Source organism: Amorphoplanes friuliensis DSM 7358 (assembly GCF_000494755.1).
In the GTDB taxonomy this organism is placed as follows: domain Bacteria; phylum Actinomycetota; class Actinomycetes; order Mycobacteriales; family Micromonosporaceae; genus Actinoplanes; species Actinoplanes friuliensis.
Window position 1 is genome coordinate 5,809,815 of sequence record NC_022657.1, and the last position, 25,049, is coordinate 5,834,863.

The following is a 25,049-nucleotide window of genomic DNA, read 5'->3' on the forward strand; positions in this document are numbered from 1 at the left end:
CTCCACCGGGCACAGGAGACCCGCGACGTGACGGTTACGTCGAGTTGTGGAGGGAGGCTGATGACGAGCCAGCTGGTGTGCCGGCCCGTGCAGGGTCTTCCGGTGGCGATTCTGCGGGTCAGTGGCGTGCTGGACGGCATCACGCAGGACGCTCTGGCGAGGGCGGTCGACAGGTGCCTGTCGGCTCAGCCGGAGACGCTGCTGATCGACGTGTCCGCGCTCGAGGTACCCGACGCCGGCGCTCTCGAGGTGCTCAGTTCCGTCGTCGGCCGTACGGCCGACTGGCCGGCCGTGCCCATCGTGCTCTGCGGCGCCGGCCCCGAGACCACCGCCGCGATCCAGGCGTGGCCCGGCTGCGCCACCGTCACCACCGCCGTCAGCTGCGAGGACGCGCTCGCCCAGGCCGCCGAGGAGCCCGAGCCGCGCCGCATCCGGATCCGGCTCCGACCTGTGCCGGACGCCTGCCGCCAGGTCCGTCAGCTGGTCACCCAGGCCTGCGCCGGCTGGCAGCACAGCGAGATCTCCTCGACCGCCGCCCTGGTCGCCACCGAGTTGGTGGCCAACGTCGTCCGGCACGCGCACACCACGATGGAGTTCACCGTCGGCCTGCGCGACAGCCGGATCTGCCTCACCGTCCGTGACGGCAGCCGTCTGCTCCCCCGCCCCCAGCAACCCGGAACGGCCCAGGCCGGCGGTCGTGGCCTGCAGCTGATCCGAGAACTCACGGACGCCTGGGGAGTCCTGCCTGTCTCGGACGGTAAGGTGGTCTGGACGCAGATGACCGCAGGGGCAGTCTGACGGTCAGATCAGCGTGACCGTCAGACCAGCGTGACAGTAAGAACAGAGTGACGGCAGGGGCAACGGTGTGACTGTCGAAAGACAGCTCGAGGAACGTCGAGACGTGATCGCGATCGGCGCCTCCGCCGGTGGTGTCGAGGCGCTGCGCGCACTTGTCGGCGGGCTTCCCCCCGACTTTCCCGGCGCGATCCTCGTGGTGCTGCACCTCCCCCGGGACGCTCCGAGCGCCCTGAGCTCGATCCTGGATCGCAGCGGCCCGCTCCCGGCGGCCATCGCGGTGGACGGAGCACCCCTCCGCTTCGGACGCATCCACGTCGCGCCCAACGATCATCATCTGCTCCTGCTCGACGGGCACATCAGGCTGTCGCACGGCCCGGCGGAGAACGGCCACCGGCCCGCGATCGACCCGCTGTTCCGCTCGGTCGCGCGCGCGTACGGTCCTCGTGGTGTCGGTGTGGTCCTCTCGGGCTCACGCGACGACGGGGCGGCCGGGCTCGGGGCCATCGTCGCCCGCCAGGGCACGGCAGTGGTGCAGGATCCGGCGGACGCCCTCTATCCCTCCATGCCCCGCGCCGCTCTCGTGCGAGCGCCGACGGAGCACGTCGCACCGGCCGCGAAACTGGGCGGCCTCCTCGCGGAGATAACGGCCATGCCTCTTCCCCCCGGTCAGACTCCCTCGGCCGACACACTCCTGGACAACGAGGTGGCCATGTCGGACCTCGCCCCGATGACCACGGACGAGTTCGCCCCGCCGGCCGGTTTCGGCTGCCCGACGTGCGGTGGCAGCCTCTTCCAGATCGGCGACGGCCTCCAGCAGCGCTACCGGTGCCGGGTCGGGCACGGCTGGTCACCCGAGAGCCTCCTCGACGAGCAGGCGCTCGCCCTGGAGAGTGCGCTCTGGATCGCCCTCCGGGCGCTGGAGGAGAAGTCGGCCCTGAGCCGCCGGATGGCCAGGAGCGGTGAGAACCGCCGGGCCAGCACGGGAGCTCGTTTCCAGAGCATCGCCGCGGACGCCGACGCCGCCGGGGCGACGATCCGGCGGTTGATCGACCGGCTCGGCTCGATGCCGGACTCCGACACCGACACGGCTCCACCCGAGGACGCGGAAATCCTGCCGTCCGACGTGCGCTGACGTCGCCGCACCGATCAGTCACGGAAGGCGACCATGATCTCCACCGCACCGGACTTCGAGGCTCTCCTGATCCATCTCAAGGAGTCGCGGGGCTTCGACTTCACCGGGTACAAGCGGTCGAGTCTGATCCGCCGGGTCGACCGCCGGATGGCGCAGGTCGGCCTGTCCGACTACGCGGAGTACCAGGACTTCCTGCAGGTCCACCCGGACGAGTTCACGGCGCTGTTCAACACGATCCTGATCAACGTCACGGGTTTCTTCCGGGACCCCGACGCCTGGGACTATCTGCGGTCCGACATCCTCAAGCCGATCCTGGCGACGCGCCCCGGCAACGCGCCCATCCGCGTCTGGTCCGCCGGCTGCGCCTCCGGCGAGGAGGCGTACACCCTGGCCATCGTGCTGGCCGAGGCGCTGGGAGTCGAGGAGTTCCGCGAGCGGGTCAAGATCTACGCCACGGACGTCGACGAGGAGCAGCTCACCGAAGCCCGCCAGGCCGGGTACACCGAGCAGCAGATCGCGGCGGTCCCGGCGGAGCTGGTGCCGAAGTACTTCGAGCAGTCCGCCGGGAAGTACCTCTTCCGCAAGGACCTCCGGCGCTCGGTCATCTTCGGCCGCAACGACCTCGTCCAGGACGCGCCGATCTCTCGGATAGACCTGCTCACCTGCCGCAACACCCTGATGTACTTCAACGCCGAGACCCAGGCGAAGATCCTCACCCGCTTCCACTTCGCGCTGTCCGAGGGCGGCATCCTCTTCCTCGGCCGGGCCGAGATGCTGCTCAGCCACGGTGGCATCTTCACGCCGGTCGACCTCAAACGCCGGGTCTTCCGCCGGGTGCCGCGGCTGCACCAGCAGAGCGGCGCCGTCTTCGCCGAGGCCCTGCCGACCGTGCAGCCACCGGTCGGCGGACTCGACGAGCTCCGCAACGAGGCCTTCGCGGCCAGCCCCGTCGCTCAGCTCGGGCTCACCTCCGACGGGGTGGTCGCCCTGGCCAACACCAGGCTGGAGAAGCTGTTCGGCGTGTCGTCGCGTGACATCGGCCGCCCCTTCCGCGACCTCGACCTGTCGTACCGGCCGGTCGAGCTGCGCCGCTACATCGAGCAGGCCCAGATCGAACGGCGCAGCATGCGGGTCACCGACGTGGAGTACCTCCGCGGCGGCGAGCTGATCCACCTGGAGGTGCAGGTCAGCCCGCTCACCGGCACCGACGGCAGCCTGCTGGGCGTCAACCTCATCTTCAACGACGTCACCGCCTCCCGCCGGCTGCAGGACGATCTCGAGCACGCCCACCAGCAGCTCGAGGCGGCGTACGAGGAACTGCAGTCGACCAACGAGGAGCTGGAGACCACGAACGAGGAACTCCAGTCCACGGTCGAGGAGTTGGAGACCACCAACGAGGAGCTCCAGTCGACCAACGAGGAGCTGGAGACGATGAACGAGGAGCTCCAGTCCACCAACGACGAGCTCCAGACCATCAACGACCAGCTGCGGATCAGCACCGCACAGCTCGACGACGCCAACGCCTTCCTGGAGACGGTGCTCACCAGCCTGAAGGCCGGGGTTGTCGTGGTCGACCACAATCTGCGCATCCGGGTGTGGAACGATCGCGCCGAGGACCTGTGGGGGCTGCGGTCGGACGAGGTTGTCGGCCAGCACTTCCTCAACCTCGACATCGGCCTGCCGTTCGACCAGCTCCGGCCGCTGCTGCGCGGCATCCTCACCGAGGCCGCCGTCCCCGCCGAGGTGACGGTCGAGGCGGTCAACCGCCGCGGCCGGGCCGTCACCGTCCGCGTCGTCTGCACCCCGCTGACCGGGCCGAACACCGGTCCGGAGAGCGGGGGCGCCATCATCGTCATGGAGGCCGAACAGACGGGCGTTTGACCATTCACTCACGGGGGTAAACCCCCAACCCTGCACCACCATCACGGCGAAAGGCGTCCCTCGTGCCGGTCGACTGCACAATCAGCGACGACGGCAGCCGTCTCCTCGCCACCCTGTCCGGAACGCTGGAGATGGCCGACGTCTCCCGCCTCCACGAGCGACTCCTCAAGTGCCTCGCCGAACAGCCCGACGCGCTGCTGGTCGAGCTGTCGGGGCTGGGCGTCGCCGATCCGCTGGCCCTGTCCGTTTTTGTTGCCGTCCGCCGGCAGGCAGCACGCTGGCCGGGCATCCCGATGGTGCTGTGCGCACCGTCGGCGCTCGCCCGGCTGGCTCTGGACTCCGCCGCGTACCGGTCGTTGCCGGTCCTCGCGACCCTCGCCGAGGCCCGCGTCCAGAGCGGCATCGAGCGGGAGAGCCTCTCGACGATCACGGACGAGTTGCTGCCCATAACGGGCGCATCGCGGCAAGGCCGGGACGTGGCAACCGACGCGTGCGCCCGCTGGGGCCTGCCGGACCTCATCGGACCGGCCAGCCTGATCACCAGCGAACTGGTCAGCAACGTCATCGACCACGCCGGCACGATGATGACCCTGCGGCTCTCGCTCCGGCCACGCTTCCTGCAGATCGCCGTCCGCGACGGCAGCACGGCCGAGCCGGTCCGGCTCCCGCCTCAGGGCGCAACCGCGATGCGGGGGCGTGGGCTCGCCCTTATCGAGGGATCAGCACAGTCGTGGGGCTGGCTCCCCTGCGAGGGCGGCAAGGTCGTCTGGGCCTCCCTGTCCATCGACCCGGAGCGGCCCTAACCGGTCGCGAGCAGGTCCCGCAGACCGGTGACCGCCAGGATGTGGGCGACCTGCGGCTGAGCACCGGCCAGACTCAGACCGACCCCGGCCACCGAGGCCGCCGACGCCGCGTCGAAGAGCACCGCCACCCCGGCCGCGTCCAGCAGCGGCACCGCGGACAGATCGATGACGACCCGACCGGCGTCCGCCGCCGAGACCGCCTGCCGCAGCGACAGCCGGAGCCGGTCCGCGGTGTCACGGTCGACCTCACCCCGGACGTGCACGGTGAGCCGGTCCCCGGCCCGGGCCGTCGAGACGTGCAGACCGTACGTGTCGTCGAGGATGCCCTCCCACCGCGGCGGCGTGTCGCTCAGCATGGCCTGCCGCAGCCAGGTCAGCGCACGGCTCAGCAGCCTCGACACGTGCATCTGCGAGATCCCCAGCTCGGCGGCGATCTCCGCCTGCGTGTGATTGCCGTAGAACCGCATGGCGAGCATCTGCCGCTCCCGGGCCGGGATCCGCAGCAGCAGACCGGCCACGGTCAGCTTGTCGTCCACCGCCTCCAGCTGCGCGTCGGTCACCCCGAGCAGATCACCGAGCTCCACCGGACTGTCGGCCCCGAGCGCCGGCGCGTTGAGCGACGCCGGCGTGTAACCGCCCGCCGACGCGATCGCCTCGGACACCTCCGACACCGGGATCCGCAACCGCTCGGCGATCTCCTCCGGCGTCGGCGTGCGGGACAGCTCCGCCGTCATCACGCGGCTGGTCAGCCCGACCTCGAGACACAGATCCTGCAGACGCCGCGGGACGTGCACCCCCCAGGTCCGGTCACGGAAGTGCCGCTTGAGCTCACCGGAGATCGTGATCACCCCGTACGCGGTGAAGGACCCCCGCTCCGGGTCATAACGATCGATGGCCTTGATCAGCCCGAGCCGCGCCACCTGGACAAGATCCTCGATCGCCTCGCCGCGCCCGCGGTACCGCCGCGCCATCCGCGTGGCAAAGGGCAGGCAGAAAGCCGCGAACTCGTCACGCAGCGCAGCACGCTCAGCCGGATCCGCATCACGGAACTGCACCGCGTATTCGGTCGCGGCCACATCAAGATCTTCGAGTACGCGTTCAGCGGGCATCGCAACCCCCTCCCGGCCGCGCCCCAGCGCGTGGCTCAGGTGTCTTCAGTGATCCCCGGCCGGCATCAGCGACCTACTGCCCGACTGAGCGTATTCCGAAACATCGTCCCTATGACAAACGCCCCGCCCGAAAGCAAGGGCGTTCACCGGTTAGAGGTGCCTCAAGGCTCGGCAACCGTCACGGTCCGCAAGGCACCCACGGTCACTACCCGCGGCGAGGCAGGCCGCTGGGCCCCTCCTCGTCGACCGTCCCGTTCCGCGGCGCCGCGGGCGGCACAACCGACCGCGAAGGCAGCCCCGACGGCGTCACACCCGGATCCTCCGGCGCACTCTCTCCCTGCTCCTGACCCCGCGCGCCACCCGCCGGCGGCGCGAAGTGATGGGCCGGAGTCGCCAGAAACTGCGTCTCCGCAGCCGTCGCCCCGGGGCCCTGAGCTGCCGGCCCCTGCCCTGCCCGATCCTGTCCTGCCCCGGCTTGACCCGCCTGGAACTGCCCAGCCGGAGCTTGACCTTCGGGCTCGACGGGCCGGTTGAGCTGACCCAGCTGCGGCGGCTCCAGCGGAGGACGGGCAGGCGCGCCGGCCGGCGACGGCCGAGCCTCACCCTGCTGGGCCGCCTGACCGAACTGACCGGTGGGAGCAGGCTGAGCTCCGGGCCGCGCGAACGCTGACGCCACCGGGTCAGGCGCCCGCGACGGACCCGCACCCTCCACACCGGACCCCGCACCGCGGGCGGTCTCAGCTGGCCGCGCGAACGCCGACGCCACCGGATCAGCAGCCTGCGCACGAGCCGCGAACTGGCCCTCCACACCGGACGCCGCACCCCGATCGGCCTCGGCCGGCCGCGCAAACGCCGACGCCACCGGATCAGCAGCCTGCGCACGAGCCGCGAACTGGCCCTCCACACCGGACGCCGCACCCCGATCGGCCTCGGCCGGCCGCGCAAACGCCGACGCCACCGGATCAGCAGCCTGCGCACGAGTCGCGAAGTGACCGTCTACACCGGCCGGCGACGCCTGACCCGGCTGGCCGGCCGCGGCGGACTGTCCCTGCTGAGCAAACGGACCCGGCTGAGCCGACGGGCCTGACACGTCGTGCTGCCCTGACTGCCCGGGTTGGACCGGCTGACCGGACTGGCCCAGATTGCCGGACTCCCCCGACTGACCGGGCTGACCGGGCTGACCGGGCTGACCGGGCTGACCCAGGCTGCCGGGCTGACCCAGGCTGCCGGGCTGACCCAGGCTGCCGGGCTGACCCAGGCTGCCGGGCTGACCCAGGCTGCCGGACTGACCCAGGCTGCCGGACTGGTTCGCGGTGCCGGGCTGGCCCGGGCTACCGGGCTGGTTCGCGGTGCCGGGCTGGCCCAGGCTGCCGGGCTGGCCCGGGCTGCCAGACTCCCTCGGCTGACCGAGCTGGTTTGCGTGAACGGCCGGACTGCCCTGACCGCCCGAGCCCGGCTGACCGAGCCCGTCCTGCTGGCCGGCGTGACCCGGTCGGCCGCCCTGGACCGGCTGGCCGAGACCCGATTGACCGAAATGGCCCTGCTGGTGGGGTTCGCTGGGCTGGCCGGTCGGCGCCGACCGGCCGAGGTGACCGGCGTCGTCCCACTGGCCGGCCGAAGCGGCCTGACCGAGCTGATCGCCCTGACCCGGCTGGCTGGTTGCGTGCGATTGGCCCCGCTCGCCGAGCGCACCGACCTGGCCGCTCTGACCGAGATGGCCTAGTTGCGAGGTCTTTGCAGGCTCGCCGGACTGGCCCGGCTGCCCGAAGCGACTCGGCTGGCCGGACTGACTGGGCTGGCCCAACTCACGGGGGTGGCCCAACTGGCCGGACTGGCCGAAGTGACCCGGCTGCGGCGTCGGGTGGTTGGGCTGGGCTACTGATGGCGTCTGGCCAGGGTTACCGGGTTGGTGCTGCTGGGCGCCCGGAACCGGCTGCGCTGCCGAACCGAATTGCTCCGGCTGAGCTGACGGGCGTCCGGAACCGCCCGGCGTCGGCTCGGTGGGCAGGCCCGGGCCGACCCGGCCGGCCGGGTCGAAATCGCCGGCTGAGGTCGGTCCCCCGTGCGCGCCCGCGTCGAGCCGGTCGGTCCATTCCTGGCGCGAAGGCTCGGTGCTGCCGGTCGGTGACGGCCGGGCCGCTGTGGAGCCGTTCTGGCCGACGGCGGGTTCGGTGCCGGGCGGGCGGGCCGACGGCGTGAAGCGGGGTGCGTCGAGCGGGCGGTTCTGCTGGGCGAACAGCGGCGGGCCGAGCAGCAGCGGGTCGATGTCGGGTTCGATCCGCGGCCTTTCGGGAGCAACCGGCCGGGCGGAACCTGTGACATCCGCGTTGCCCGGCGCCGATCCGCTCGGGCCGGCGACGGGTGACGAGTTACCAGCAGATGAGCCGCCGACGGAGGTGGGGTCAGGAGACGGCGAACGAGCAGGGAAGGAATTCGGTGCCTGGTCGGACTCGCTACCGGGACGGGCGAGGTCCGAAGGGCCTTCGCCGCCGAATGCGGGGCGGGCGGACGGCTGACCGGCGAACGCTCCCTGCTGCGCGGGCGAGACCTGCGCCGACGAGGACGGCCCGAAGGACTCCGGACCAGGCGCTGTGAGCCCCGCCGGAGGAAGGCCGGGACCCCGACCTGCACCCGGAGGCACTTCGCGGCCGACCGGCACCGAGCCGCCGGGCTGCGACAAACCGCCGGACTGCGACGGACCACCGGCCTGCGACGGACCACCGGCCTGCGACGGACCGCCGGCCTGGGAGAACCCGTCAGGCTGGGACGGACCACCGGCCTGGGACGGCCCGCCGGCCTGCGAAGGATCGCCGGGCTGGGACGGACCGCCGAACGAGCTCACCGGCTCCCGCGGCGTGTCGAAAGACGGCGGCGCAACAGGCCGACGCTCCACTGAAGGCGGCGAAACAGGCACCGAAGCGACGGGCGCAGGCGAAGAAGCAGGCGAAGGGGCAGGCGACGGGGCCACGTACAGCGGCTCGGGCAAGGGCTCGGCGGGCGCGGAGAACGACGACTGTGCCGGGGACGGGCGCGCGACGCCGGGCGACACCGGGGCAGCGCTCGGTGGTTCCGGTAGGCCGAGCGGGGAGCCCAGGCCCTGCCGGGCGGCCTGGACCAGGCCGGACGATTCGGCCAGCCCTGCGGCGGCGACGACTTCGGCGGCGGCTCGGCCGGCCGTGCACGGGAGGGGTTCGCCGCAGACCGGGCAGACGGTCAGGCCGTCGTGCGGGCCCAGTCCGCCGGCGTGGGTCTGGACCATCTCCCAGGCCGTGCGTGCCAGGACACTGTCTGGATTGATGTACTTCATGCCGATCAGGCCCATGCCGTCCCACCCCCGTAGATCGCCCGCGACAGGCGTTCAGTGCAAGTTCACCGTGTCCCGCACGGCTCTGTGACCGTTTCGCGCAATCGGTAGACGGACGACGGACGGGCGGGTGGTTTTGCGGCGGGTGGCCGGGGCACCCCGAGCGGCATGAACGACGAGCACGCCGCGACGGTGATTCCCTACGAGGACGGCCCCCTGTTGTTGCGGGGTGACTTCACGATCCGTACGCCGGAGGGTGAGGTCATCGAGCCGGGCCGCGGGACTGTCGCGCTGTGCCGGTGCGGGAAGTCCGCCATCAAGCCGTTCTGCGACGGGACCCACAAGGCCATCGGGTTCCGGGCCGGCACCGCTCGTGAGACCCCCGCGCCTCGCGATCAGGGTGTCCAGCGCAGCGACGATTCGCCTGCGGCCCAGCGTTCGAGCACGTAGGCGGCCCAGCGGTCCTCCATCGCGAGCACGCACCGCGCGCCGAACAGCACGTCGGCTGCGAGGGCGGGTTCGGCGCGGCAGAACGAGCCGCACATGTCGTAGGCGGCGATCTGCTCGTGGACGGCGTCGGCCTCGACGTGCTCGTCGTAGAAGCGGGTGGCGGTCTCGGACCCACCCAGCCGGCGCAGGGCGTTCCCGTACGCGCGGTTCGGCCCGGTCGAGGTCATCTCGTACCCGGCGAGGTGCCCGAGGAGCGCGCCCCGCCACCGCCGGTGGAGCCCGAACAGCGACATGAGGTTGTTGTTGGCGAGCGTCTGCCACGGCACGACGTCGACGTAGGCGCCGTACGTGGTGTCGAGGCCGAGCTCCGTCATGGTGTCGCGGAACATCTCCTGGTGCATGCGGTTGGCCGCGCCTCCGCCGTACTCGTCGATCTGGATCTCGATGAGGGCGGCCTTGGCCTTCCCGGCGAGCCGGGGGATCGCGAAGGTGTGGGGGTCGGCCTCCCGCAGGTGGTAGACGGACCGGTGCTGGGCGAATTCGCAGAACTGTTCGCGGGTCGCGCGGCCGCGCAGGTACCCGGAGAGCGACGGCCCGCCGGTCTCGCCGGCCATGGCGATCAGCGCGTGCGGCACGTCGCCGGTGGCCGGGATTTCACCGGCGAGGTCGCGCAGGTCGGCCTCGAAGCGGGTCTCGAGCCCGGCGCGGAGGGCGATCAGACCGGGGTGCCATTCCCAGTGGTCGTCGACGCCGTCCCAGCCGCGGTAGTGCAGCTCGTAGAGGACGAACAGCGTCAGGTGCAGGTCCTCGTCGCCGGCCGCGTCCGGCAGCGTCGGGAGGTCGTGCGGCGGGTGGGCCAGAGCGTCGATGACCTCGGCGGAGAGTGGTCCACGGGCAGAAGGCAGCTTCATGTGTGGTCCTTGCATGAAAGGGCGGATGGGGCGAATGCCCGGTGTCACCCCTGCTAAACCGAGCCGGCCTCGGTGAGATCGGGCCGGCGATCGCATGAGATGCCAATTCACTCACTGTGTTCGATATGTAGCTCTCCGTACGATCGAGGGATGTAACTCTCCCACCCCAGGAGAAGTCCCCATGGACGACACCGAGCTCTACCGCGAGCGGATCCTCCGGCACGCCGGTCCCGTCATCACCGGCCGGTTCCTCGGCTTCCGCGCCTCGTACACCCGCGAGGTCAAGGTCGGTCAGCCGCTGCTCGTGGCGGTTTTTGTGACCGCCACCATCGCCCAGGCCATCGGCGCCCTGCTGCTCGCCCTGCTGCGCAGCGGTGGCGGTGGCGCGCGGCGCAAGTTCAAGGACCTCAAGAAGGGCCCCGAGTACCTGGTCACCCCGGTACGCCTCAGAGACGACCTGGGCCAGACGTACGAGGTGGAGATGCACGGCCAGCTGCCCCAGTCGGCGTTGCACCGGGGCGATCTGGTGCAGGTGCACACGCGCGTACAGAAGGATCCGGATCTGCCGGTGAAGATGCACCAGATCCTGAACCTGACCACCCTGCAGCCGCTGACCCCGCGCATCCCGACGATGTGGTCGCACCTGGGCCCGGGGCTGCTGATCCAGGCCGTGCTGGGCCTGACGATCGCCACCGCCCTGCTGGCGGCCTGGATCAGCTGAGCTTCTACAGCCGCGACAGCGGGACCACCGCGGCCATCGCCTTGTCCCCGGCGTCGTTCGGGTGCAGGTGGTCCCCGCTGTCGAACGCGGGTAGCATCCGTTCCGGGTCGGCCGGGTCCCGGGTGGCCGCGTCGAAGTCGGCGAGCCCGTCGAGCGCGCCGTCACCGCCGTCGCGGATCCACTCGTTCACGGCGACGCGGGTCTTCTCGAGCTCGGGCGTCCAGGAGTCCCAGCCCTTCCACGGCATGATGGTCGCGCCGACGACCCGCAGCCCGCGGGAGTGCGCCTGCGTGGCGATCTGGGCGAGCCCGGCGATGATCTGCTCCGGGTCGTCCTGGTGCGGTGTCTGCTGGATGTCGTTGATGCCCTCGAAGACGATGACCGAGCGCGCGCCGGCGCGGTCGAGCACGTCCCAGTTCAGCCGGGTCAGTGCACTCGGGCCGAAGCTGTCGTAGATCGTGTAGTTGGGCGCGTTGCTGTCGAGCAGCACACGGTTGCCGCTGATGCCGGAGTTGGCCACGCCGTAGTCGGGCACCGGGCTGGTCGCGAGGCGTGCGGCGAGATAGTCGGTCCAGCGCCTGTTGGCACCCCAGGTCGACGTGACGCCGTCGGTGATGGAGTCGCCGAGTGCGACCACGGTGCCGGGCCCGCCGCTGACGTCGACGCCGCTGACGTAGTGCCAGACCCGCGTCGTCTCGGTGAACGCGGTCGCCGCCTCGTCACCGGCATGGTCGGCCGGCCCGCGGGTGAAGAACGAGTCCTGCATCGCCGCGGGGTGGTACGTCACCGTGCCGGACGGCTGCGGGGTCCACGTCGTCACGAGCAGGTCCTGGTCGGCGGGCACACGCAGGCGTACAGGATCACTCACGACCTCGGCCCGCGCGGGCACGGTGATCGAGCCCCGGCCGTTGAAGAGGACGTCGCGCAGCGTGCCGGCCTTCGCCGCGCCGGTGCTGGCGTCGATCGTGCCGTCCCGCCGGCCACCGGTGTGCGCGGAGATCGCGACGGTGACATGCCCCATCAGTACGGGCTGAGTGCCGAACCGGTTGGACAGGTGGATCCGCACACTCGATCCACCGGTGGTGGTGTGGACGACGTTGCGGATCGTGAAGCCGGCGTACCCCTGCTCGACACCACCGACCGCCGCGGCGGGCGCGGTCGCCCACGCCGTCGACCACGCGGGCCGGTCCCGGGCGGTCCGGTCGGAGCCGGACGCCGGCGCTCCGACCGCGGCCACCAGCAGGGCCGACGCCGTGAGGATCTTGGAGAATCTGCGCATCGTTGCCCCCTCCAAGGATCAAAGACAACGATCAGTCTCGATCTGTTGCTTCGTTCTGTAAAGGCTGGGTAACGCAACGATCATGTTCGAGGGCTTCGACCTGGACCACATCGACGTCGGCGCGGCGACCCTGCGGGTACGGCACGGCGGCAGCGGCCCGCCCGTCGTGCTGCTGCACGGCCACCCGCGTACCCATGTCACCTGGCAGCATGTCGCGGCGGACCTGGCGGCGGACCACACGGTGGTCTGCCCGGACCTGCGCGGTTACGGACGGTCGTCCAAACCGCCGGCGGGTGAGGACTTCAGCGGCTACTCCAAGCGGGCCATGGCCGGTGACATCGTGGCGCTGATGACGGAGCTGGGCCACTCCCGCTTCGCCGTGGCCGGGCACGACCGCGGGTGTTACGTGGCGATGCGGCTCGCGCTGGACCACCCGTACGCGGTCAGCCACCTCGCCGTGCTGGACGGCGTACCGATCGGCGAAGCGCTGTCGCGGGCCGGGAGCCGGTTTGCGCAGCTGTGGTGGCACTGGTTCTTCCTGGGCCAGACGGCGAAGCCGGCGGAACGGGTCATCAACGCAGATCCGGAAGCGTGGTACGGACTCGGCGACTCCGTGCCGCCCGAGGAGCGCGAGGCGATCTACGACCCGGAAACCGTGCACGCGATGTGTTGCGACTACCGGGCCGGGCTGCGCGCGGACCGGGAGGCTGACGACGCCGACTGGGCCGAGGGCCGCATCATCACGTGCCCGACGCTGTTCGCGTGGTCGACCCGGGACGACATGGAGGAGCTCTACGGCGATCCGTTGTCCATCTGGCGGGACTGGGCCGCCGATGTCGAGGGTGTGGCGATCGACAGCGGTCACCACATGGCCGAGGAGAACCCTCAGGCGCTCACGACTGCGTTGCGGGCTCTGCTGCGGCGATCCTGATCAGGCCGCGGGAGCGAGCCCAGCGCTCGAAGACGATCGTGGCGAAAGGCGGGATCGAGCAGGCCAGGGCGACGAGCGTGACCCACCACTTCCAGCCCGCGAGGCGCGCCTGGATCACCGTGACCGCGAGGTACGCCATGAAGAAGGCGCCGTGGATCGGTCCCGCGATCTGGACGCCGATCTCGTTGTGCACCACCACGTACTTGAAGAACATGCCGACGAGCAGAGCCGCCCAGCTGCAGGCCTCGGCGATTGCGACGGCGGCAAAGAGGGCAGGTATGCGGCGCACGCGGAAACCTCTCGGGTGTTTCGACGCGTTCTCCTGGTGCGCCGAAGGGCTGACCAGGAGATCATAGGTGCTGGCGAAGGGGCGGTGCGCGGTGGGCGAAGAGGTCGACCAGAGGACATTCACCCGCGAGGACAGATCGCAGTACCGGCAGAAGATCAGGCGCAGTCTCGACGTCTTCGCGACGATGCTGCGGGACTCACGGTTCGACTTCGAACGGCCGATGACCGGCATGGAGATCGAGCTCAACCTGGTCGACGACAACGCGGATCCGTTGATGCGCAATGCCGAGGTGCTCGCGGCCATCGCGGATCCGGACTTCCAGACCGAGCTGGGCCAGTTCAACGTCGAGATAAACGTGGCGCCGCGGCGGCTCGCCGGCGAGGAGAACGCCGACCTCGAACGCGAACTGCGGGCCAGCCTCAACAACGCCGAGGAGCACGCCCGCAGTGTCGGCGCGCACATGGCGATGATCGGCATCCTGCCGACGCTGCGCAAGGAGCACATGACCGCCGACGCGCTGTCGGCGAACCCGCGGTACAAGCTGCTCAACGAGCAGATCTTCGCGGCCCGCGGCGAGGACCTCGACATCCGGATCGACGGCATCGACCGGCTGGCGGTCACCACCGACACGATCGCGCCCGAGGCGGCCTGCACCAGTACCCAGTTCCACCTGCAGGTCAGCCCCGACCAGTTCGCGGCGTACTGGAACGCCGCCCAGGTGATCTCCGGCATCCAGGTGGCGCTCGGGGCGAACTCCCCGCTGCTGTTCGGCCGCGAACTGTGGCGCGAGACCCGGATCCCGCTGTTCGAGCAGGCCACCGACACCCGCTCGGAGGAGATCCGCGCCCAGGGTGTCCGCCCCCGGGTGTGGTTCGGCGAACGCTGGATCACCTCGGTCTTCGACCTGTTCGAGGAGAACGTCCGCTACTTCCCCGCTCTGCTGCCGATCTGCGAGGACGACGATCCGGAGCAGATCCTGGAGAGCGGCGACATCCCTCAGCTGTCCGAGCTGCGCCTGCACAACGGCACGGTCTACCGCTGGAACAGGCCGATCTACGCGGTCGTGAAGGGCCGCCCGCACCTGCGCGTGGAAAATCGTGTGCTCCCGGCCGGGCCCACGGTGGTCGACACGGTGGCCAACGGCGCCTTCTACTACGGCCTGGTGCGAATGCTGGCCGAGGCCGAGCGTCCGATCTGGACCCAGATGTCGTTCAGCGCGGCGGAGGAGAACTTCCACTCGTGCGCCCGGCACGGGATCGCCGCGTCGGTCTTCTGGCCCGGGCTGGGGTACGTGCCCGTCTCCGAGCTCGTCCTGCGCCGGCTGCTCCCGCTGGCCAAGGAGGGCCTCGACAAGTGGGGCGTCTCCCCCGGCGAACGGGACCGCCTGCTGGGCATCATCGAGCAGCGCTGCCTCACCGGCCGCAACGGCGCGACGTGGCAGGTCGACACGCTGCACGCCCTCGAGGGTGAGGGCATGGACAGGCAGGGTGCGCTGCACGAGATGCTGCGCCGGTACCTCCCGCCGATGCACGAGAACGTCCCCGTCCACGAGTGGCCGGTCGGCTGACCCGCGTGCCCCGACTCGTCTCCCCCGTCGTCGCCGCCGGCACGCTGGCCCGCCTCGATCAGCCCCTGCTCGCCGGGGTGGGTTTCATGCTGCGGCCGTGGCAGATCGCGGACGCCCGCGTGGTGGCGGCGGCGTACGCCGACGAGGGCATCCAGCGGTGGCACGCGCGGTCGATGACGGCCGACGAGTCGCTGACCTGGATCCGTTCCTGGCCCGACCGGTGGCGGCAGGAGACCGGCGCCGGCTGGGCCGTCGCGGACGATCGTGTCCTGGGGCAGATCAGCCTCCGGACGATCGACCTCGCCGAGGGGCAGGCCGAGATCTCGTACTGGGTGCTGCCCGAGGCCCGTGGCCGGCGCATCGCCGCGGGGGCGCTCGAGGTCCTCACCGGCTGGGCCTTCTCGATCCTCGGGCTGCACCGCATCGAGGTCCGCCACTCGACAGCCAACGAGGCCTCCTGCCGGGTCGCCGAGCGCGCCGGGTACGCGTACGAAGGAACCCTGCGCAGTCAGGCCCTGCACCCGGACGGCTGGCACGACATGCACCTGCACGCCCGGACCGCCGGCACCTGAGGTTGTCCTCAGGCGAAGCTGCGGTCAGCCTGGTCGTCCCCACGGGCGGAGTTTCCTAGCGTCGGTGTATGACAATCTCCGCACCGTTCAAGCTGGGCCTGGCGGCGTTCGCGACCGCCGGGCTGCTGGACGTCCTCCAGCTGTTCGCGCTCAACTCGTCGGCCCCGGCGCCCGTCGGGGTCATCCTCCTCGCCGCCGGTCTGGGCCTGCTGTCCATGATCGGGGCCGCGGTGGCGTGGTCCGGCAGCCGCGCCGGGCTGCTGACCGCCGTGGCCGCCCGGGTCGTCGCGACCGCCCTCGGCCTGCCGGCGTTCGGCCTCGGCGCACCGCTGTGGGTCTGCGTGATCATCGCGCTGTCGATCGTGCTCAGCGTGGTGGGCCTCTTCCTGACGGCCGGCACGCTGCGACGCCGTTCCGTGCAGGCGGCACGGTCATGAGAGGCCGGACCGGATACGCCGGTCTGTTGTGCGTGCTCGGTGCGGCGATCGGCGCCGCCGGCGGTCTGGCTCTGGTCTTCGTGACACCGGCCGTGACACCCGACCGGTTCAGCTATCCCCTGTCGCCGGGTGCGCACCGGCTGGCCGAGGCGTCCTTCGCGGTCAGCCACGTGCTGCTTCTCATCGGCGTCCTCGGTCTGGTGTGGGCGGGTGCCACCGGCGGCACCCGCCTCGGCCGGGCGGGCATCACGACGACCGTCGCCGGGCTGGCCGTCCTGACCGGTTGCGAGGTCGGCGCGTACGCCCTCGCGGACTCCGCCTATCCGACCACCGCCACCGACCGGCTGGAGGCCGGCTACGGGGTGTCGACGATCCTCATCGGGGTCGGCCTGGTCATGGCCGGCGTTGCGGTCGTCCGGGCCCGCGGGCTCGCCGGTCACGCCCGGTACCTCGTCCTGATCTGTGGAGTCGCGGTGTTCGTGGTGGTGCTGCCCGGGGTGATGGGTCCGATGGTCGCCGGCCGGCTGGCGCTGGTGGCGTGGATGGTGCTGTGGGGCGTGCTCGGCGTCGCGCTGATCCGCCACGACCGCTCCCCCTCTTTTCAGCACAGCGTGGCTGCCCGATGATGCCCGCCGGGATCGCCGACGCCGAGTTCCTGTGCGTGACCACCTACCGCCGTGACGGCACCCCGGTGCCGACCCCGGTCTGGCACGCCGTCGACGGCGAGGTGGTCTACACCACCACCCTGGCCGACAGCGGGAAGGTGAAACGGATCCGGAACAACCCCCGGGTGACGATCGCCGCCTGCGACAAGGCCGGACGCCTGACCGGGCCCGAGCACGCCGGCATCGCCACGATCCTCCTCGGTGACGGTCACCGCCGCGCGGTCCGCATCAAGGAAGCACGGCACCACCTGGCCCGGCTGGTGCACTTCTACGAAACCCGGCTGCGCCGCCACCCGATGGTGGGCGTCGAGATCCGTCTGAGCTAAGGGGTGTGGAGACCCGCGTCGCGGAGGAAGGTCAGGACGGCCGCGACGCGGCGGTGGACGTGCTGCTCACCGGTCAGGGCCAGCTTGGCGAAGATCGTGTTGACGTACTTCTCCACCGACGACTCCGACAGCGACAGCCGGGCCGCGATGCCCGCGTTGCCGCGGCCCTGGGCCATCTCGCGCAGCACCTCCAGCTCGCGCCCGGTCAGGCGGGCCAGCGGCGACTCCCGCAGCCGGGCGCGGCGGGTCACCAGCGCGTCGACGACCTGCGGGTCGATGACCGAGCCACCGGCGATGACCGCCCGCAGCGCCGCCAGCAGCTGGTCCAGGTCACCGACCCGGTCCTTGAGCAGGTACGCCAGACCCGCGGTCCCGTTGCGGAAGAGCTCGAACGCGTAGGACTCCTCCGCGTACTGGGACAGGATGAGCACCCCGACGTGCGGGTCGGTCGCCCGGATCGTGTGGGCCGCGTCGATGCCCTCCATCGAGGACTGCCCGATGTCACCGGAGACCGGCATGCGGATGTCGGTGAGCACCGCCTCCGGCCGCAGGCGGCGTACGGCATCGAGGAGTTCCGCCGCCGAGCCGACCGCCGCCACCACGACGACCTCGCCCGAGTCCTCCAGCAGCCTTCGGGTGCCCTCGCGGACGAGGTAGTTGTCGTCGGCGAGGACCAGCCGCATCGGCTCAGTCATCACCGGCCTCCTCGTCGCGTACCGGGAGGTCCGCGGTGACGGTCGTGCCCCGCGCCGGATCGCTGTCGACCCGCATCGTCCCATTCACGATGGACACCCGGTCGGCGAGCCCGGTCAGGCCGAGTCCGCGCGGCGCGTCGAGGTCGAAGCCCCGCCCGTCGTCGCCGACCCGCACGACGAGGGAGCCGCCGGACTCCCGCAGGCCGATGACGACGCGGGCGGCGTTCGCGTGCTTCACGACATTGGTCAGCGCCTCCGCCACCACGTACCAGCCGGCCGCCTCGATCGGCGGCGGGTAGCGCACACCCCGCAGGGCCGCGTCCGCCTCGATCACCACTTCGAGGGGCAGCCGGGACGCTGTGGCCTCGACCGCCTCGAGCAGACCCCGGTCAGCCAGGACGGGTGGGTGTATGGCGTGCGCGAAGTCGCGCAGCGACCCCAGCAGGGCGGTCAGATCCGTCTGCACCTCGGCCAGGGAAGCGCCGGCCCTCTCGTCGCCGCGGCGCAGCCGCTCCCGGGTCAGGGCGACCTTCGCGGACAGCACCACCAGATCCTGCTGCACACCGTCGTGCAGATCCCGCTGCAGGCGCCGCCGTTCGGCGTCCCGGGCCTGCGCCACCCGGGCCCGTGAGGCGGCGAGCTCCGCCGTCTGCTCCCGGATGACCGTCATGCGCTCGGTGAGCTCGGTGCTCAGGTGCGCGGCGTGGACCACGGTCGCGGCCTGACCGGCGAGGTGCCCGAGCAGGCGGCGGTCCTCGTCCAGCAGCTGCCCGTCCCGGCGCGGACCGCACTCGATCACACCCAGGCCGGTGCCGGCGTAGGTCAGCGGCACGACCAGCTCCGGGTCACCGCCGTCGTCGTCTCCCGCCACCCCGGTGGAGAGATCCAGGCGTACGCGTACCCACCGCAGGTCGAGGCCCTGCCTGATGGCGTCGGCGAGGTCGGGCAGCAGCCGTGCGGGCGCGGGGGTCGACTCCAGGACCGCGCCGAACCGGGTGAGCACGGCGTACCCGTCGAGCCGGGCGCCGAACACCCACCGGTCCGCGAGCCGTTCGAGCCGCCGCCGCACCGGCTGGAACGCCAGCGCCGCCGTGGTCGCCAGCAGCACCGCCGGCCCGATCGACAGGTACCGGCTCGCCACCACCCCGGCCGCGGCGGCCGCGATCGTGTAGACCGCCGCGATCAGGAGCCAGAGCAGCCGGTAGACCAGCCGCCGGCGGGCCGGCCGGTCGATGTCGAGCACGCCGTCGCCGGACACACCGAGCAGGAACGAGCCCAGGATCAGCACGACCGTGAGCGGCCACAGCACCGCGACGGCGACCGCGAAGGAGGCTGCCGGCGCCGCCGAGACGACCGCGGCCAGGGCGAGCCACAGCACCAGGGCGCTGCCGCAGCCCAGGAGCAGCCAGCGCACCCGCCGCCGGTCGGCGGGCGGTGCGGTGCGGTAGCGGAGGTACAGCATCCCCACGCCGAGCAGGGTCGACGCGAAGAACGCCTTCGACGCCAGTCCCGCCACCGGTCCCACCGGCGCCAGGGCCTCGACATAGATCGGGCTGACCACGGGGTACAGCGGCGGCCGGAACGTCCCGGCGGACAACGTCGGCCACGACATCGCGGACAGCACCACCAGCCCGGCACCGATCCCGGCGACACACCACAGGACCCACCGCTCACCGGTACGCCGGATCCGCCCCGCGGGGAACAGCCCGATCAGAGCCGTACCGGCGACGACGCTGCCGACCTCGGCCGCCTGACGCAGCAGGACCACCAGCCAGGCCCACGACCGGTCCGCGATCAGCGGCAGCACCGAACCGCCCAGCACACCTTCGATCGCGAAGAGCGCCCCGCAGATGAGCATCCACGACCCGGTCCGCTCGGCCGGGCGCCGCACCACCGCGTAGAGCCCGGCGGCGTAGAAGGGACCCGGTCCGACGATCGTCCAGCCGGCCGCCCCCGGATCACCGGCCGCGAGGCGCAGCACGACCGCGGCAGCGAGGGCAACCCCACCCGCCACCGCGAACACCGCCGGGACCCCGCGCATGTCCCTCAGTCTGGACCGCCGGGCGGGTCCGGCACACCAGGACAACCCCCGGCCGGCCTGCGGGCAACCGGAACGACCCCGGGACGCCGGACAGACCCTAGACTGGTCGGCATGTCGTTGCTCCGGTCGGCCATCGGGATCGTGCTGCGCCGCCTGCGTCTGCAGCAGGGCCGCACACTGCAGGACGTCGCCGAGGCCGCGGGGGTCTCCCTGGCCTACCTGTCGGAGATCGAGCGGGGCCGCAAGGAGGTCTCGTCGGAGATCCTGGCCGGCATCTGCCGGGCACTCGGGCTGCCCCTCACCGACCTCCTCGAGCAGGTGCGCTCCGAGCTGCTGCGCAAGGGCCCGCAGCGTCCTCGCGTCCGCATGATGATCTGCGCCCGCTCCCGCCTGAAGGTGACCGTGTGACAACGCTGCAGGACCGGCCGAACACCGCACTTGTCATCGTCGACGTGCAGAACCGCGTCGTCGCGAGCACACACGAGCGTGACGCGGTCGTCGCCAACATCGGCAGCCTGGTCAGCAAGGCCCGCGCGGAGAACGTTCCCGTGGTCTGGGTGCAGCAGTTCGACGACGTGCTGGTGAAAGGCACCGAGCCCTGGCAGGTCGTTCCCGAGCTCAGCCCGGAGGACGCCGACCAGCACATCGACAAGGCGTGGGCCGACTCGTTCGAGGAGACCGAGCTCGAGACCGTCCTGGCCGGCCTCGGCGTGGGCCGTCTCATCGTCACCGGCGCCCAGACCGACGAGTGCATCCGCTCGACCCTCCACGGCGCGCTCGTCCGCGGATACGACACGATCCTGGTCAGCGACGCTCACACCACGGAGGATCTCTCCGAGTGGGGCGCGCCACCCCCGGACAAGGTCATCGCCCACACCAACCTCTACTGGGACGGCCACAAGGCACCCGGTCGGGTGGCCGGCACGGTGGAGACCAAGAACGTCAGTTTCGGCTGAGGGCCATCGCGACGGTGATGCCCCCGACGACACGCTTGGGCAGCACCAGCGAGGCGCCCGGCCCGGCGGCCAGCAGTGCAGCCGCCTCCGCGACGGACGCGGTGCCGCTCCGACGGGCCACCGTCTCCGACGGGTGCGGGACGTCGACGGCGGCCAGTTCCTCGGCGGTGTAGCCGACGATCCGCCACCCGTGCCGCTCGGCCAAAACCCGGGGGCCCGGCTCGGCCGCGCGGCGGTCCAGGGTGGCCAGGACCGTAATGGCCGCAGGAAGCACTCCCGCCTGCACCAATGCGGCGCTGACTCCGGCTTCGACGTCGGCCGCAGGCGTGGCCGAGCGGGCGCCGAGGCCCAGGACCAGCAGTCCCGTCACGGTCACCCCCGGTCAGGCACACTCGGCCGTGATCAGCCAGATGCCGGTGGGCAGACGATAGCCGACACCGGGTGTCCGGAATCGGCTCAGCAGGCGGGCCGCGCCCGACCGGGCCGCCGCCTGCGCCTCCGGTGGCGCCTCGCGGTAGGCGGCGCCGGCCGGGCCGATCCCGATCAGCCAGGAGGTCACCGCGTCCGGGTCGTCGGGGGTCTCGAGGACGACGTCCCGCGGCTCGATGGCGATGGTGTCGAAGCCGGCGGCCGTCAGCGCTTTCCGCGTCCGCGCGGGGTCCGCGAGCGCAAACGGGCCGGGCTCGTCGCCGACCGGCAGAGGCGGCAGGGCGCCCACGTGCGCGGCGGCGCCGAGCACCGCGGCCGGCAGCCACGGCACGGTGGACTGCTCGCGGAACACCGTCGCGGCGAGGCGGCCGCCCGGATGCAACGAGTTCATGACGGTCGTGAGGACCGCGACCGGGTCGGCGGGCAGCATCAACGCCATGCACGAGTACGCCGCGTCGAACGGCGCGCCGCGCACCACCTTCATCGTCTCGAGGTCGCCGGCCACGAACTCCACGCCCGGGTGCCGGCGCCGGGCGGCGGCAACCATCTCCTCGGAGAGGTCAACACCGACGGCGTAGCCCGCAGCACCGACCGCCCGGGCCAGGTCCGCGGTCGTGCCACCACAGCCACAGCCGGCGTCCAGCACCCGCTCACGCGGTCCGATGCTCAGCCGATCGAGGGCCGGAGCGCCCAGTGGGCGGCTCCAGTCGTCGTGGTGATCGGCGTGGGCGATCCAGCCCGGCGCGGCCCGGGCCCAGAAGTCCGCGTTGCGGGCGCGCAGGGCTGTCGTGGTCGCCATCTCAGAACGGCATCTCGGCGCCGTCGACGCTGACGGAGCTGAAGTGGGCCGCCTTCGCCGGGTCGAAGCCGTCCTCCTGGGCGGCCAGGCCCGCGGCACGGACGAGGCGTTCGGACTGGAACGTGCGGAACGCGGCCTCGTCCGCCCACACGTTGATGATCCGCCAGCCACCGGTGGTGGTGGGACCGGCGACGTGGGCCAGCAGACCCGGCGGCCGGTCCGGGCCGAGATGCTTCTCCACCTGGCGATATTCGGCTTCGCTGACTCCGGGCATCTCCTGCACCACACCGAACGGCATCGCGACCAACTTTCGCTAGAGTGAAGCTCTAGCGAAAACGTTACTACACTCCACCCGTGACCGGAACCAGGCCTTACGCGTCGGCCCGGCGACAGGAGCAGGCGCGGCGGACACGGCGGGCCATCCTGGACGCGGCGGCCCGGCTCTTCGTCGACCCGGGTTACGCGGCCACCCCGCTCACCACCGTGGCCGCCGAGGCCGGCGTGTCGGTACAGACGCTCTACGCCGTCTTCGGCACCAAGCGGCAGCTGCTGTCCGACCTGATCGACGTCACCGTCGCGGGGGACGACACGCCTGTGGCCGTACCCGACAGGCCTTTCACGGCGGAGATCCGGGCGCTGACCGGGGCCCGGGAGAAGCTCGGCCGGTTTGCGCGGCACCTCACCGAGACCCATGCGCGGCAGGCGCAGGTCATGCTCGCGCTGGCCGGTGCGGCCACCGCCGACGCCGACGCCGCGGCCATCTGGCGCAAGAACCTCGACGACCGGCGGCACGGCATGACGATGTTCGCCGCGGACCTGGCCGCGACCGGTGAGCTGCGACCCGAGCTGAGCGCCGGCGAGGTCACCGACGTGCTCTGGCTGGCCCAGGACGTGCGCAACTACGACTGGCTGGTCCGCGAACGCGGCTGGCCGGCCGAACGCTTCCAGCAGTGGTACGTCGACAGCGTCGCCGGCGCGGTCCTCGTCAGGCCGTAGCCGCCTGCGCGACCAGCCGGCGGGCGATCCCCGGGTCGGCCGCCCAGTGCAGGTGCAGGTAGGACGCCTGCAACGTCGGCGTGGCGAAGCCTTCCGGGTCGGCTCCACGCCAGGCCCAGGCCGCTCCCCCGGCCGGTTCCAGCAGCAGGCCCGACCGCGGGTGGACGGTCGTGCGGTGGAACTCGTGCCCGGTGATGCGCGAGCCCGCGCGGTAGAGCGGACTGTCGGTCAGGGCGACCGCATCGCGGTAACCGAGGGTCAGGGTCGGCGTCATGGCGGCATCCGCGTCGAGGACACCACACATCGGGGCGTCGTCCAGGGTGCGGCAGAGCCACAGCAGGCCCGCACACTCGGCCACGATCGGCAGGCCCACCGCGGCCAGGGAGGCGACGGCGAGGCGGAGCGGCTCGTTGGCCGAGAGCTCCGCGGCGTACACCTCGGGGAAGCCTCCGCCGACGACCAGGGCACGGGTGCCGTCCGGCAGCTTCTCGTCGCGGAGCGGGTCCACGGTCACGACTTCCGCTCCCGCTCCGGCGAGGAGTTCGGCCGTTTCCGCGTACGCGAAGGTGAAAGCCGGACCACCCGCGATCGCAACGATCGGACGGCCCGGCACCGGGTCGGGGGCGATCGGGGTCCACGGTGTCACCGGCAGCGACGGCGCGGAACGGGCCACGGCGAGCACGGCGTCGAGGTCCACCGAGGCCGTGACCAGCGACGCGAGGGCGGACACCGAGGCGAGGGCCTCGGATCGGCGTTCGGCGGCGGGGACCAACCCGAGGTGGCGGGAGGGGGCGGCCACCGCGTCGGCGCGGCGCATCGCCCCCAGGACCGGGGTGCCGACCTCCTCGCAGGCCTCGCGGAGGATCGCCTCGTGACGGTCCGACCCGACCCGGTTGAGGATGACACCGGCCAGGCGCACCGAACCGAAGCTGCGGAAGCCGTGCACCAGCGCGGCCACCGACCGGCCCTGCGCAGCGGCGTCGACCACGAGGATGACCGGCGCGTCGAGCAGACCGGCGACGTGGGCGGTCGAGCCGGTGTCACCCGCCCCGGTACGCCCGTCGTAGAGGCCCATCACACCCTCGACCACCGCCAGGTCGGTGCCGGCCGAACCGTGCGCGAACAGCGGGCCGATCAGCTCCTCGCCGACCATGACCGGGTCGAGGTTGCGGCCCGGGCGGCCCGCCGCGAGCGAGTGGTAACCCGGGTCGATGTAGTCCGGCCCGACCTTGAACGGCGCGACCTTCAGACCCCGGGCGGCAAAGGCGGCCAGCAGCCCGGTGGCCACCGTGGTCTTCCCGTGTCCCGACGCCGGCGCTGCGATGACAACACGCGGGATGCTCACCATTCGATGCCCTGCTGACCCTTGCGACCCGCGTCCATCGGATGCTTGACCTTCGTCATCTCGGTGACCAGATCGGCCGCGGCGAGCAGATCCGGGTGCGCGTCCCGGCCGGTGATCACCACGTGCTGGGTGCCGGGCCGGTCGGCGAGGGTCGCGACGACGTCCGCGACGTCGACCCAGCCCCACTTCATCGGGTACGTGAACTCGTCGAGCACGTAGAACCGGTGCGTCTCGGCGGCCAGGTCCCGCTTGATCTGCGCCCAGCCCTCGGCGGCCTCGGCGGCGTGGTCCCGCTCGGTGCCCGCCCGCTGGATCCAGGACCAGCCCTCACCCATCTTGTGCCAGGCGACGGTCGCGCCGCCGGTCTGGCCCAGGGCCTTGAGGGCGGCCTCCTCGCCGACACGCCACTTCTCGGACTTCACGAACTGGAAGACCCCGATCGGCCAGCCCGCACTCCACGCACGCAACGCCATCCCGAACGCGGCCGTCGACTTGCCCTTGCCGTGTCCGGTGTGGACAGCCAGCACGGCCTGGCGCCGCCGCTGCCGGGTGGTGAGCCCGTCCTGCGGCACGGTGGTGACCTGTCCCTGCGGCATCAGGCTGCCTTCCTCAT

At 71.7% G+C, this 25,049-nt stretch carries 26 protein-coding genes and 1 pseudogene; 16 read left to right on the forward strand and 11 right to left on the reverse strand.

What is annotated here, in order from left to right; translation table 11 throughout:
• Positions 1 to 60: 60 nt before the first annotated feature.
• The 4 genes from AFR_RS26915 to AFR_RS26930 all read left to right on the forward strand — a co-directional run bounded on the left by AFR_RS26915 (position 61) and on the right by AFR_RS26930 (position 4,614).
• A complete protein-coding gene (locus AFR_RS26915; RefSeq protein WP_023364494.1) occupies positions 61 to 798 on the forward strand; it encodes an ATP-binding protein in 738 nt (245 codons plus the stop codon).
• A gap of 67 nt (positions 799 to 865) precedes the next feature.
• Complete coding sequence (locus AFR_RS26920) at positions 866 to 1,930, forward strand: chemotaxis protein CheB (protein ID WP_041841162.1); 1,065 nt, start codon at positions 866 to 868, stop codon at positions 1,928 to 1,930.
• A 33-nt stretch (positions 1,931 to 1,963) separates the two neighbouring features.
• Entirely contained in the window at positions 1,964 to 3,811 is a 1,848-nt protein-coding gene (locus tag AFR_RS26925) for a CheR family methyltransferase (protein WP_023364498.1), read from the forward strand.
• A 62-nt stretch (positions 3,812 to 3,873) separates the two neighbouring features.
• Complete coding sequence (locus tag AFR_RS26930) at positions 3,874 to 4,614, forward strand: ATP-binding protein (RefSeq protein ID WP_023364500.1); 741 nt, start codon at positions 3,874 to 3,876, stop codon at positions 4,612 to 4,614.
• Here AFR_RS26930 and AFR_RS26935 read toward each other — a convergent pair.
• Positions 4,611 to 5,723, reverse strand: coding sequence for a sigma-70 family RNA polymerase sigma factor (locus AFR_RS26935; RefSeq protein WP_041841163.1), 1,113 nt, complete (start codon positions 5,721 to 5,723; stop codon positions 4,611 to 4,613). The genes AFR_RS26930 and AFR_RS26935 overlap by 4 nt on opposite strands.
• A gap of 1,114 nt (positions 5,724 to 6,837) precedes the next feature.
• Between AFR_RS26935 and AFR_RS48015 the strand changes: the two genes are divergently transcribed.
• Both AFR_RS48015 and AFR_RS26950 read left to right on the forward strand, forming a co-directional pair.
• Complete coding sequence (locus tag AFR_RS48015) at positions 6,838 to 7,446, forward strand: hypothetical protein (RefSeq protein WP_041841165.1); 609 nt, start codon at positions 6,838 to 6,840, stop codon at positions 7,444 to 7,446.
• Between the two features lie 1,749 nt (positions 7,447 to 9,195).
• Complete coding sequence (locus tag AFR_RS26950; protein ID WP_023364506.1) at positions 9,196 to 9,477, forward strand: CDGSH iron-sulfur domain-containing protein; 282 nt, start codon at positions 9,196 to 9,198, stop codon at positions 9,475 to 9,477.
• On the opposite strand, the gene AFR_RS26955 is transcribed toward AFR_RS26950, so the two are convergent.
• Positions 9,423 to 10,388, reverse strand: coding sequence for an iron-containing redox enzyme family protein (locus AFR_RS26955; protein WP_023364509.1), 966 nt, complete (start codon positions 10,386 to 10,388; stop codon positions 9,423 to 9,425). The two genes, AFR_RS26950 and AFR_RS26955, sit on opposite strands and share 55 nt — an antisense overlap.
• A gap of 181 nt (positions 10,389 to 10,569) precedes the next feature.
• On the opposite strand from AFR_RS26955, the gene AFR_RS26960 reads away from it, so the two are divergent.
• The gene (locus AFR_RS26960) at positions 10,570 to 11,109 is read left to right on the forward strand and encodes a hypothetical protein (protein ID WP_023364510.1); all 540 of its coding nucleotides are present in this window, start codon (positions 10,570 to 10,572) and stop codon (positions 11,107 to 11,109) included.
• A gap of 4 nt (positions 11,110 to 11,113) precedes the next feature.
• On the opposite strand, the gene AFR_RS26965 is transcribed toward AFR_RS26960, so the two are convergent.
• Complete coding sequence (locus AFR_RS26965; protein WP_023364512.1) at positions 11,114 to 12,388, reverse strand: SGNH/GDSL hydrolase family protein; 1,275 nt, start codon at positions 12,386 to 12,388, stop codon at positions 11,114 to 11,116.
• 82 nt (positions 12,389 to 12,470) lie between these two features.
• Here AFR_RS26965 and AFR_RS26970 point away from each other — a divergent pair, with 82 nt between their 5' ends.
• Positions 12,471 to 13,319, forward strand: coding sequence for an alpha/beta fold hydrolase (locus AFR_RS26970; protein ID WP_023364514.1), 849 nt, complete (start codon positions 12,471 to 12,473; stop codon positions 13,317 to 13,319).
• Here the strand turns inward: AFR_RS26970 and AFR_RS26975 are convergent.
• Positions 13,282 to 13,608, reverse strand: a complete 327-nt coding sequence (locus AFR_RS26975; protein WP_023364516.1) for a DUF3817 domain-containing protein — start codon at positions 13,606 to 13,608, stop codon at positions 13,282 to 13,284. The two genes, AFR_RS26970 and AFR_RS26975, sit on opposite strands and share 38 nt — an antisense overlap.
• A gap of 91 nt (positions 13,609 to 13,699) precedes the next feature.
• Between AFR_RS26975 and AFR_RS26980 the strand changes: the two genes are divergently transcribed.
• From AFR_RS26980 to AFR_RS27000, 5 genes are all read left to right on the forward strand, one after another.
• A complete protein-coding gene (locus tag AFR_RS26980) occupies positions 13,700 to 15,175 on the forward strand; it encodes a glutamate-cysteine ligase family protein (RefSeq protein WP_023364519.1) in 1,476 nt (491 codons plus the stop codon).
• 5 nt (positions 15,176 to 15,180) lie between these two features.
• On the forward strand, positions 15,181 to 15,747 hold the full coding sequence (locus AFR_RS26985) for a GNAT family N-acetyltransferase (protein WP_041842761.1): 567 nt from the start codon (positions 15,181 to 15,183) through the stop codon (positions 15,745 to 15,747).
• 68 nt (positions 15,748 to 15,815) lie between these two features.
• Complete coding sequence (locus AFR_RS46250; RefSeq protein ID WP_023364522.1) at positions 15,816 to 16,184, forward strand: hypothetical protein; 369 nt, start codon at positions 15,816 to 15,818, stop codon at positions 16,182 to 16,184.
• Positions 16,181 to 16,810: a hypothetical protein gene (locus AFR_RS46255; protein ID WP_023364524.1), complete on the forward strand. Its 630-nt coding sequence runs from the start codon at positions 16,181 to 16,183 to the stop codon at positions 16,808 to 16,810. The genes AFR_RS46250 and AFR_RS46255 overlap by 4 nt, the downstream gene beginning before the upstream one ends.
• Positions 16,807 to 17,175: a PPOX class F420-dependent oxidoreductase gene (locus AFR_RS27000; RefSeq protein WP_023364526.1), complete on the forward strand. Its 369-nt coding sequence runs from the start codon at positions 16,807 to 16,809 to the stop codon at positions 17,173 to 17,175. The genes AFR_RS46255 and AFR_RS27000 overlap by 4 nt, the downstream gene beginning before the upstream one ends.
• Here the strand turns inward: AFR_RS27000 and AFR_RS27005 are convergent.
• Both AFR_RS27005 and AFR_RS27010 read right to left on the reverse strand, forming a co-directional pair.
• Positions 17,172 to 17,870, reverse strand: a complete 699-nt coding sequence (locus AFR_RS27005) for a response regulator transcription factor (RefSeq protein ID WP_023364528.1) — start codon at positions 17,868 to 17,870, stop codon at positions 17,172 to 17,174. The two genes, AFR_RS27000 and AFR_RS27005, sit on opposite strands and share 4 nt — an antisense overlap.
• The gene (locus tag AFR_RS27010; protein WP_023364530.1) at positions 17,863 to 19,911 is read right to left on the reverse strand and encodes a sensor histidine kinase; all 2,049 of its coding nucleotides are present in this window, start codon (positions 19,909 to 19,911) and stop codon (positions 17,863 to 17,865) included. The genes AFR_RS27005 and AFR_RS27010 overlap by 8 nt, the downstream gene beginning before the upstream one ends.
• 111 nt (positions 19,912 to 20,022) lie before the next feature.
• On the opposite strand from AFR_RS27010, the pseudogene AFR_RS27015 reads away from it, so the two are divergent.
• Positions 20,023 to 20,250: pseudogene (locus AFR_RS27015) on the forward strand (helix-turn-helix domain-containing protein); the annotation flags it as partial.
• A 65-nt stretch (positions 20,251 to 20,315) separates the two neighbouring features.
• Positions 20,316 to 20,867 carry an isochorismatase family protein gene (locus tag AFR_RS27020; RefSeq protein ID WP_023364535.1) on the forward strand — a complete coding sequence of 184 codons (552 nt, stop codon included), beginning with the start codon at positions 20,316 to 20,318 and terminating at the stop codon, positions 20,865 to 20,867.
• Here the strand turns inward: AFR_RS27020 and AFR_RS27025 are convergent.
• From AFR_RS27025 to AFR_RS27035, 3 genes are read right to left on the reverse strand one after another with little or no spacing between them, the layout of a single operon-like run.
• Complete coding sequence (locus tag AFR_RS27025; RefSeq protein WP_041842763.1) at positions 20,854 to 21,237, reverse strand: cobalamin biosynthesis protein; 384 nt, start codon at positions 21,235 to 21,237, stop codon at positions 20,854 to 20,856. The genes AFR_RS27020 and AFR_RS27025 overlap by 14 nt on opposite strands.
• Positions 21,238 to 21,249: 12 nt before the next feature.
• On the reverse strand, positions 21,250 to 22,095 hold the full coding sequence (locus tag AFR_RS27030; RefSeq protein WP_023364540.1) for a class I SAM-dependent methyltransferase: 846 nt from the start codon (positions 22,093 to 22,095) through the stop codon (positions 21,250 to 21,252).
• Position 22,096: 1 nt separating this feature from the next.
• Positions 22,097 to 22,393 (reverse strand): hypothetical protein, encoded by a 297-nt coding sequence (locus AFR_RS27035; RefSeq protein ID WP_023364542.1) that lies wholly within the window; start codon positions 22,391 to 22,393, stop codon positions 22,097 to 22,099.
• Between the two features lie 56 nt (positions 22,394 to 22,449).
• Here AFR_RS27035 and AFR_RS27040 point away from each other — a divergent pair, with 56 nt between their 5' ends.
• The gene (locus tag AFR_RS27040) at positions 22,450 to 23,091 is read left to right on the forward strand and encodes a TetR/AcrR family transcriptional regulator (RefSeq protein ID WP_023364543.1); all 642 of its coding nucleotides are present in this window, start codon (positions 22,450 to 22,452) and stop codon (positions 23,089 to 23,091) included.
• Here AFR_RS27040 and AFR_RS27045 read toward each other — a convergent pair.
• Positions 23,081 to 24,439 (reverse strand): cobyrinic acid a,c-diamide synthase CobB, encoded by a 1,359-nt coding sequence (locus tag AFR_RS27045; protein ID WP_023364546.1) that lies wholly within the window; start codon positions 24,437 to 24,439, stop codon positions 23,081 to 23,083. The two genes, AFR_RS27040 and AFR_RS27045, sit on opposite strands and share 11 nt — an antisense overlap.
• Complete coding sequence (gene cobO, locus AFR_RS27050) at positions 24,433 to 25,032, reverse strand: cob(I)yrinic acid a,c-diamide adenosyltransferase (RefSeq protein WP_023364547.1); 600 nt, start codon at positions 25,030 to 25,032, stop codon at positions 24,433 to 24,435. The genes AFR_RS27045 and cobO overlap by 7 nt, the downstream gene beginning before the upstream one ends.
• Positions 25,033 to 25,049 lie beyond the last annotated feature (17 nt).

What these genes read in the sequence shown, in the direction of transcription:
- AFR_RS26965 (WP_023364512.1), bottom strand. Translation starts at nt 12,388, where the DNA reads ATGCGCAGATTCTCCAAGATCCTCACGGCGTCGGCCCTGCTGGTGGCC.
- cobO (WP_023364547.1), bottom strand. Translation starts at nt 25,032, where the DNA reads ATGCCGCAGGGACAGGTCACCACCGTGCCGCAGGACGGGCTCACCACC.
- AFR_RS27000 (WP_023364526.1), top strand. Translation starts at nt 16,807, where the DNA reads ATGATGCCCGCCGGGATCGCCGACGCCGAGTTCCTGTGCGTGACCACC.
- AFR_RS46250 (WP_023364522.1), top strand. Translation starts at nt 15,816, where the DNA reads ATGACAATCTCCGCACCGTTCAAGCTGGGCCTGGCGGCGTTCGCGACC.
- AFR_RS26955 (WP_023364509.1), bottom strand. Translation starts at nt 10,388, where the DNA reads ATGAAGCTGCCTTCTGCCCGTGGACCACTCTCCGCCGAGGTCATCGAC.
- AFR_RS27010 (WP_023364530.1), bottom strand. Translation starts at nt 19,911, where the DNA reads ATGCGCGGGGTCCCGGCGGTGTTCGCGGTGGCGGGTGGGGTTGCCCTC.
- AFR_RS26925 (WP_023364498.1), top strand. Translation starts at nt 1,964, where the DNA reads ATGATCTCCACCGCACCGGACTTCGAGGCTCTCCTGATCCATCTCAAG.
- AFR_RS27035 (WP_023364542.1), bottom strand. Translation starts at nt 22,393, where the DNA reads ATGCCGTTCGGTGTGGTGCAGGAGATGCCCGGAGTCAGCGAAGCCGAA.
- AFR_RS27005 (WP_023364528.1), bottom strand. Translation starts at nt 17,870, where the DNA reads ATGACTGAGCCGATGCGGCTGGTCCTCGCCGACGACAACTACCTCGTC.
- AFR_RS26960 (WP_023364510.1), top strand. Translation starts at nt 10,570, where the DNA reads ATGGACGACACCGAGCTCTACCGCGAGCGGATCCTCCGGCACGCCGGT.
- AFR_RS26915 (WP_023364494.1), top strand. Translation starts at nt 61, where the DNA reads ATGACGAGCCAGCTGGTGTGCCGGCCCGTGCAGGGTCTTCCGGTGGCG.
- AFR_RS46255 (WP_023364524.1), top strand. Translation starts at nt 16,181, where the DNA reads ATGAGAGGCCGGACCGGATACGCCGGTCTGTTGTGCGTGCTCGGTGCG.
- AFR_RS26970 (WP_023364514.1), top strand. Translation starts at nt 12,471, where the DNA reads ATGTTCGAGGGCTTCGACCTGGACCACATCGACGTCGGCGCGGCGACC.
- AFR_RS26950 (WP_023364506.1), top strand. Translation starts at nt 9,196, where the DNA reads ATGAACGACGAGCACGCCGCGACGGTGATTCCCTACGAGGACGGCCCC.
- AFR_RS27045 (WP_023364546.1), bottom strand. Translation starts at nt 24,439, where the DNA reads ATGGTGAGCATCCCGCGTGTTGTCATCGCAGCGCCGGCGTCGGGACAC.
- AFR_RS27030 (WP_023364540.1), bottom strand. Translation starts at nt 22,095, where the DNA reads ATGGCGACCACGACAGCCCTGCGCGCCCGCAACGCGGACTTCTGGGCC.
- AFR_RS26935 (WP_041841163.1), bottom strand. Translation starts at nt 5,723, where the DNA reads ATGCCCGCTGAACGCGTACTCGAAGATCTTGATGTGGCCGCGACCGAA.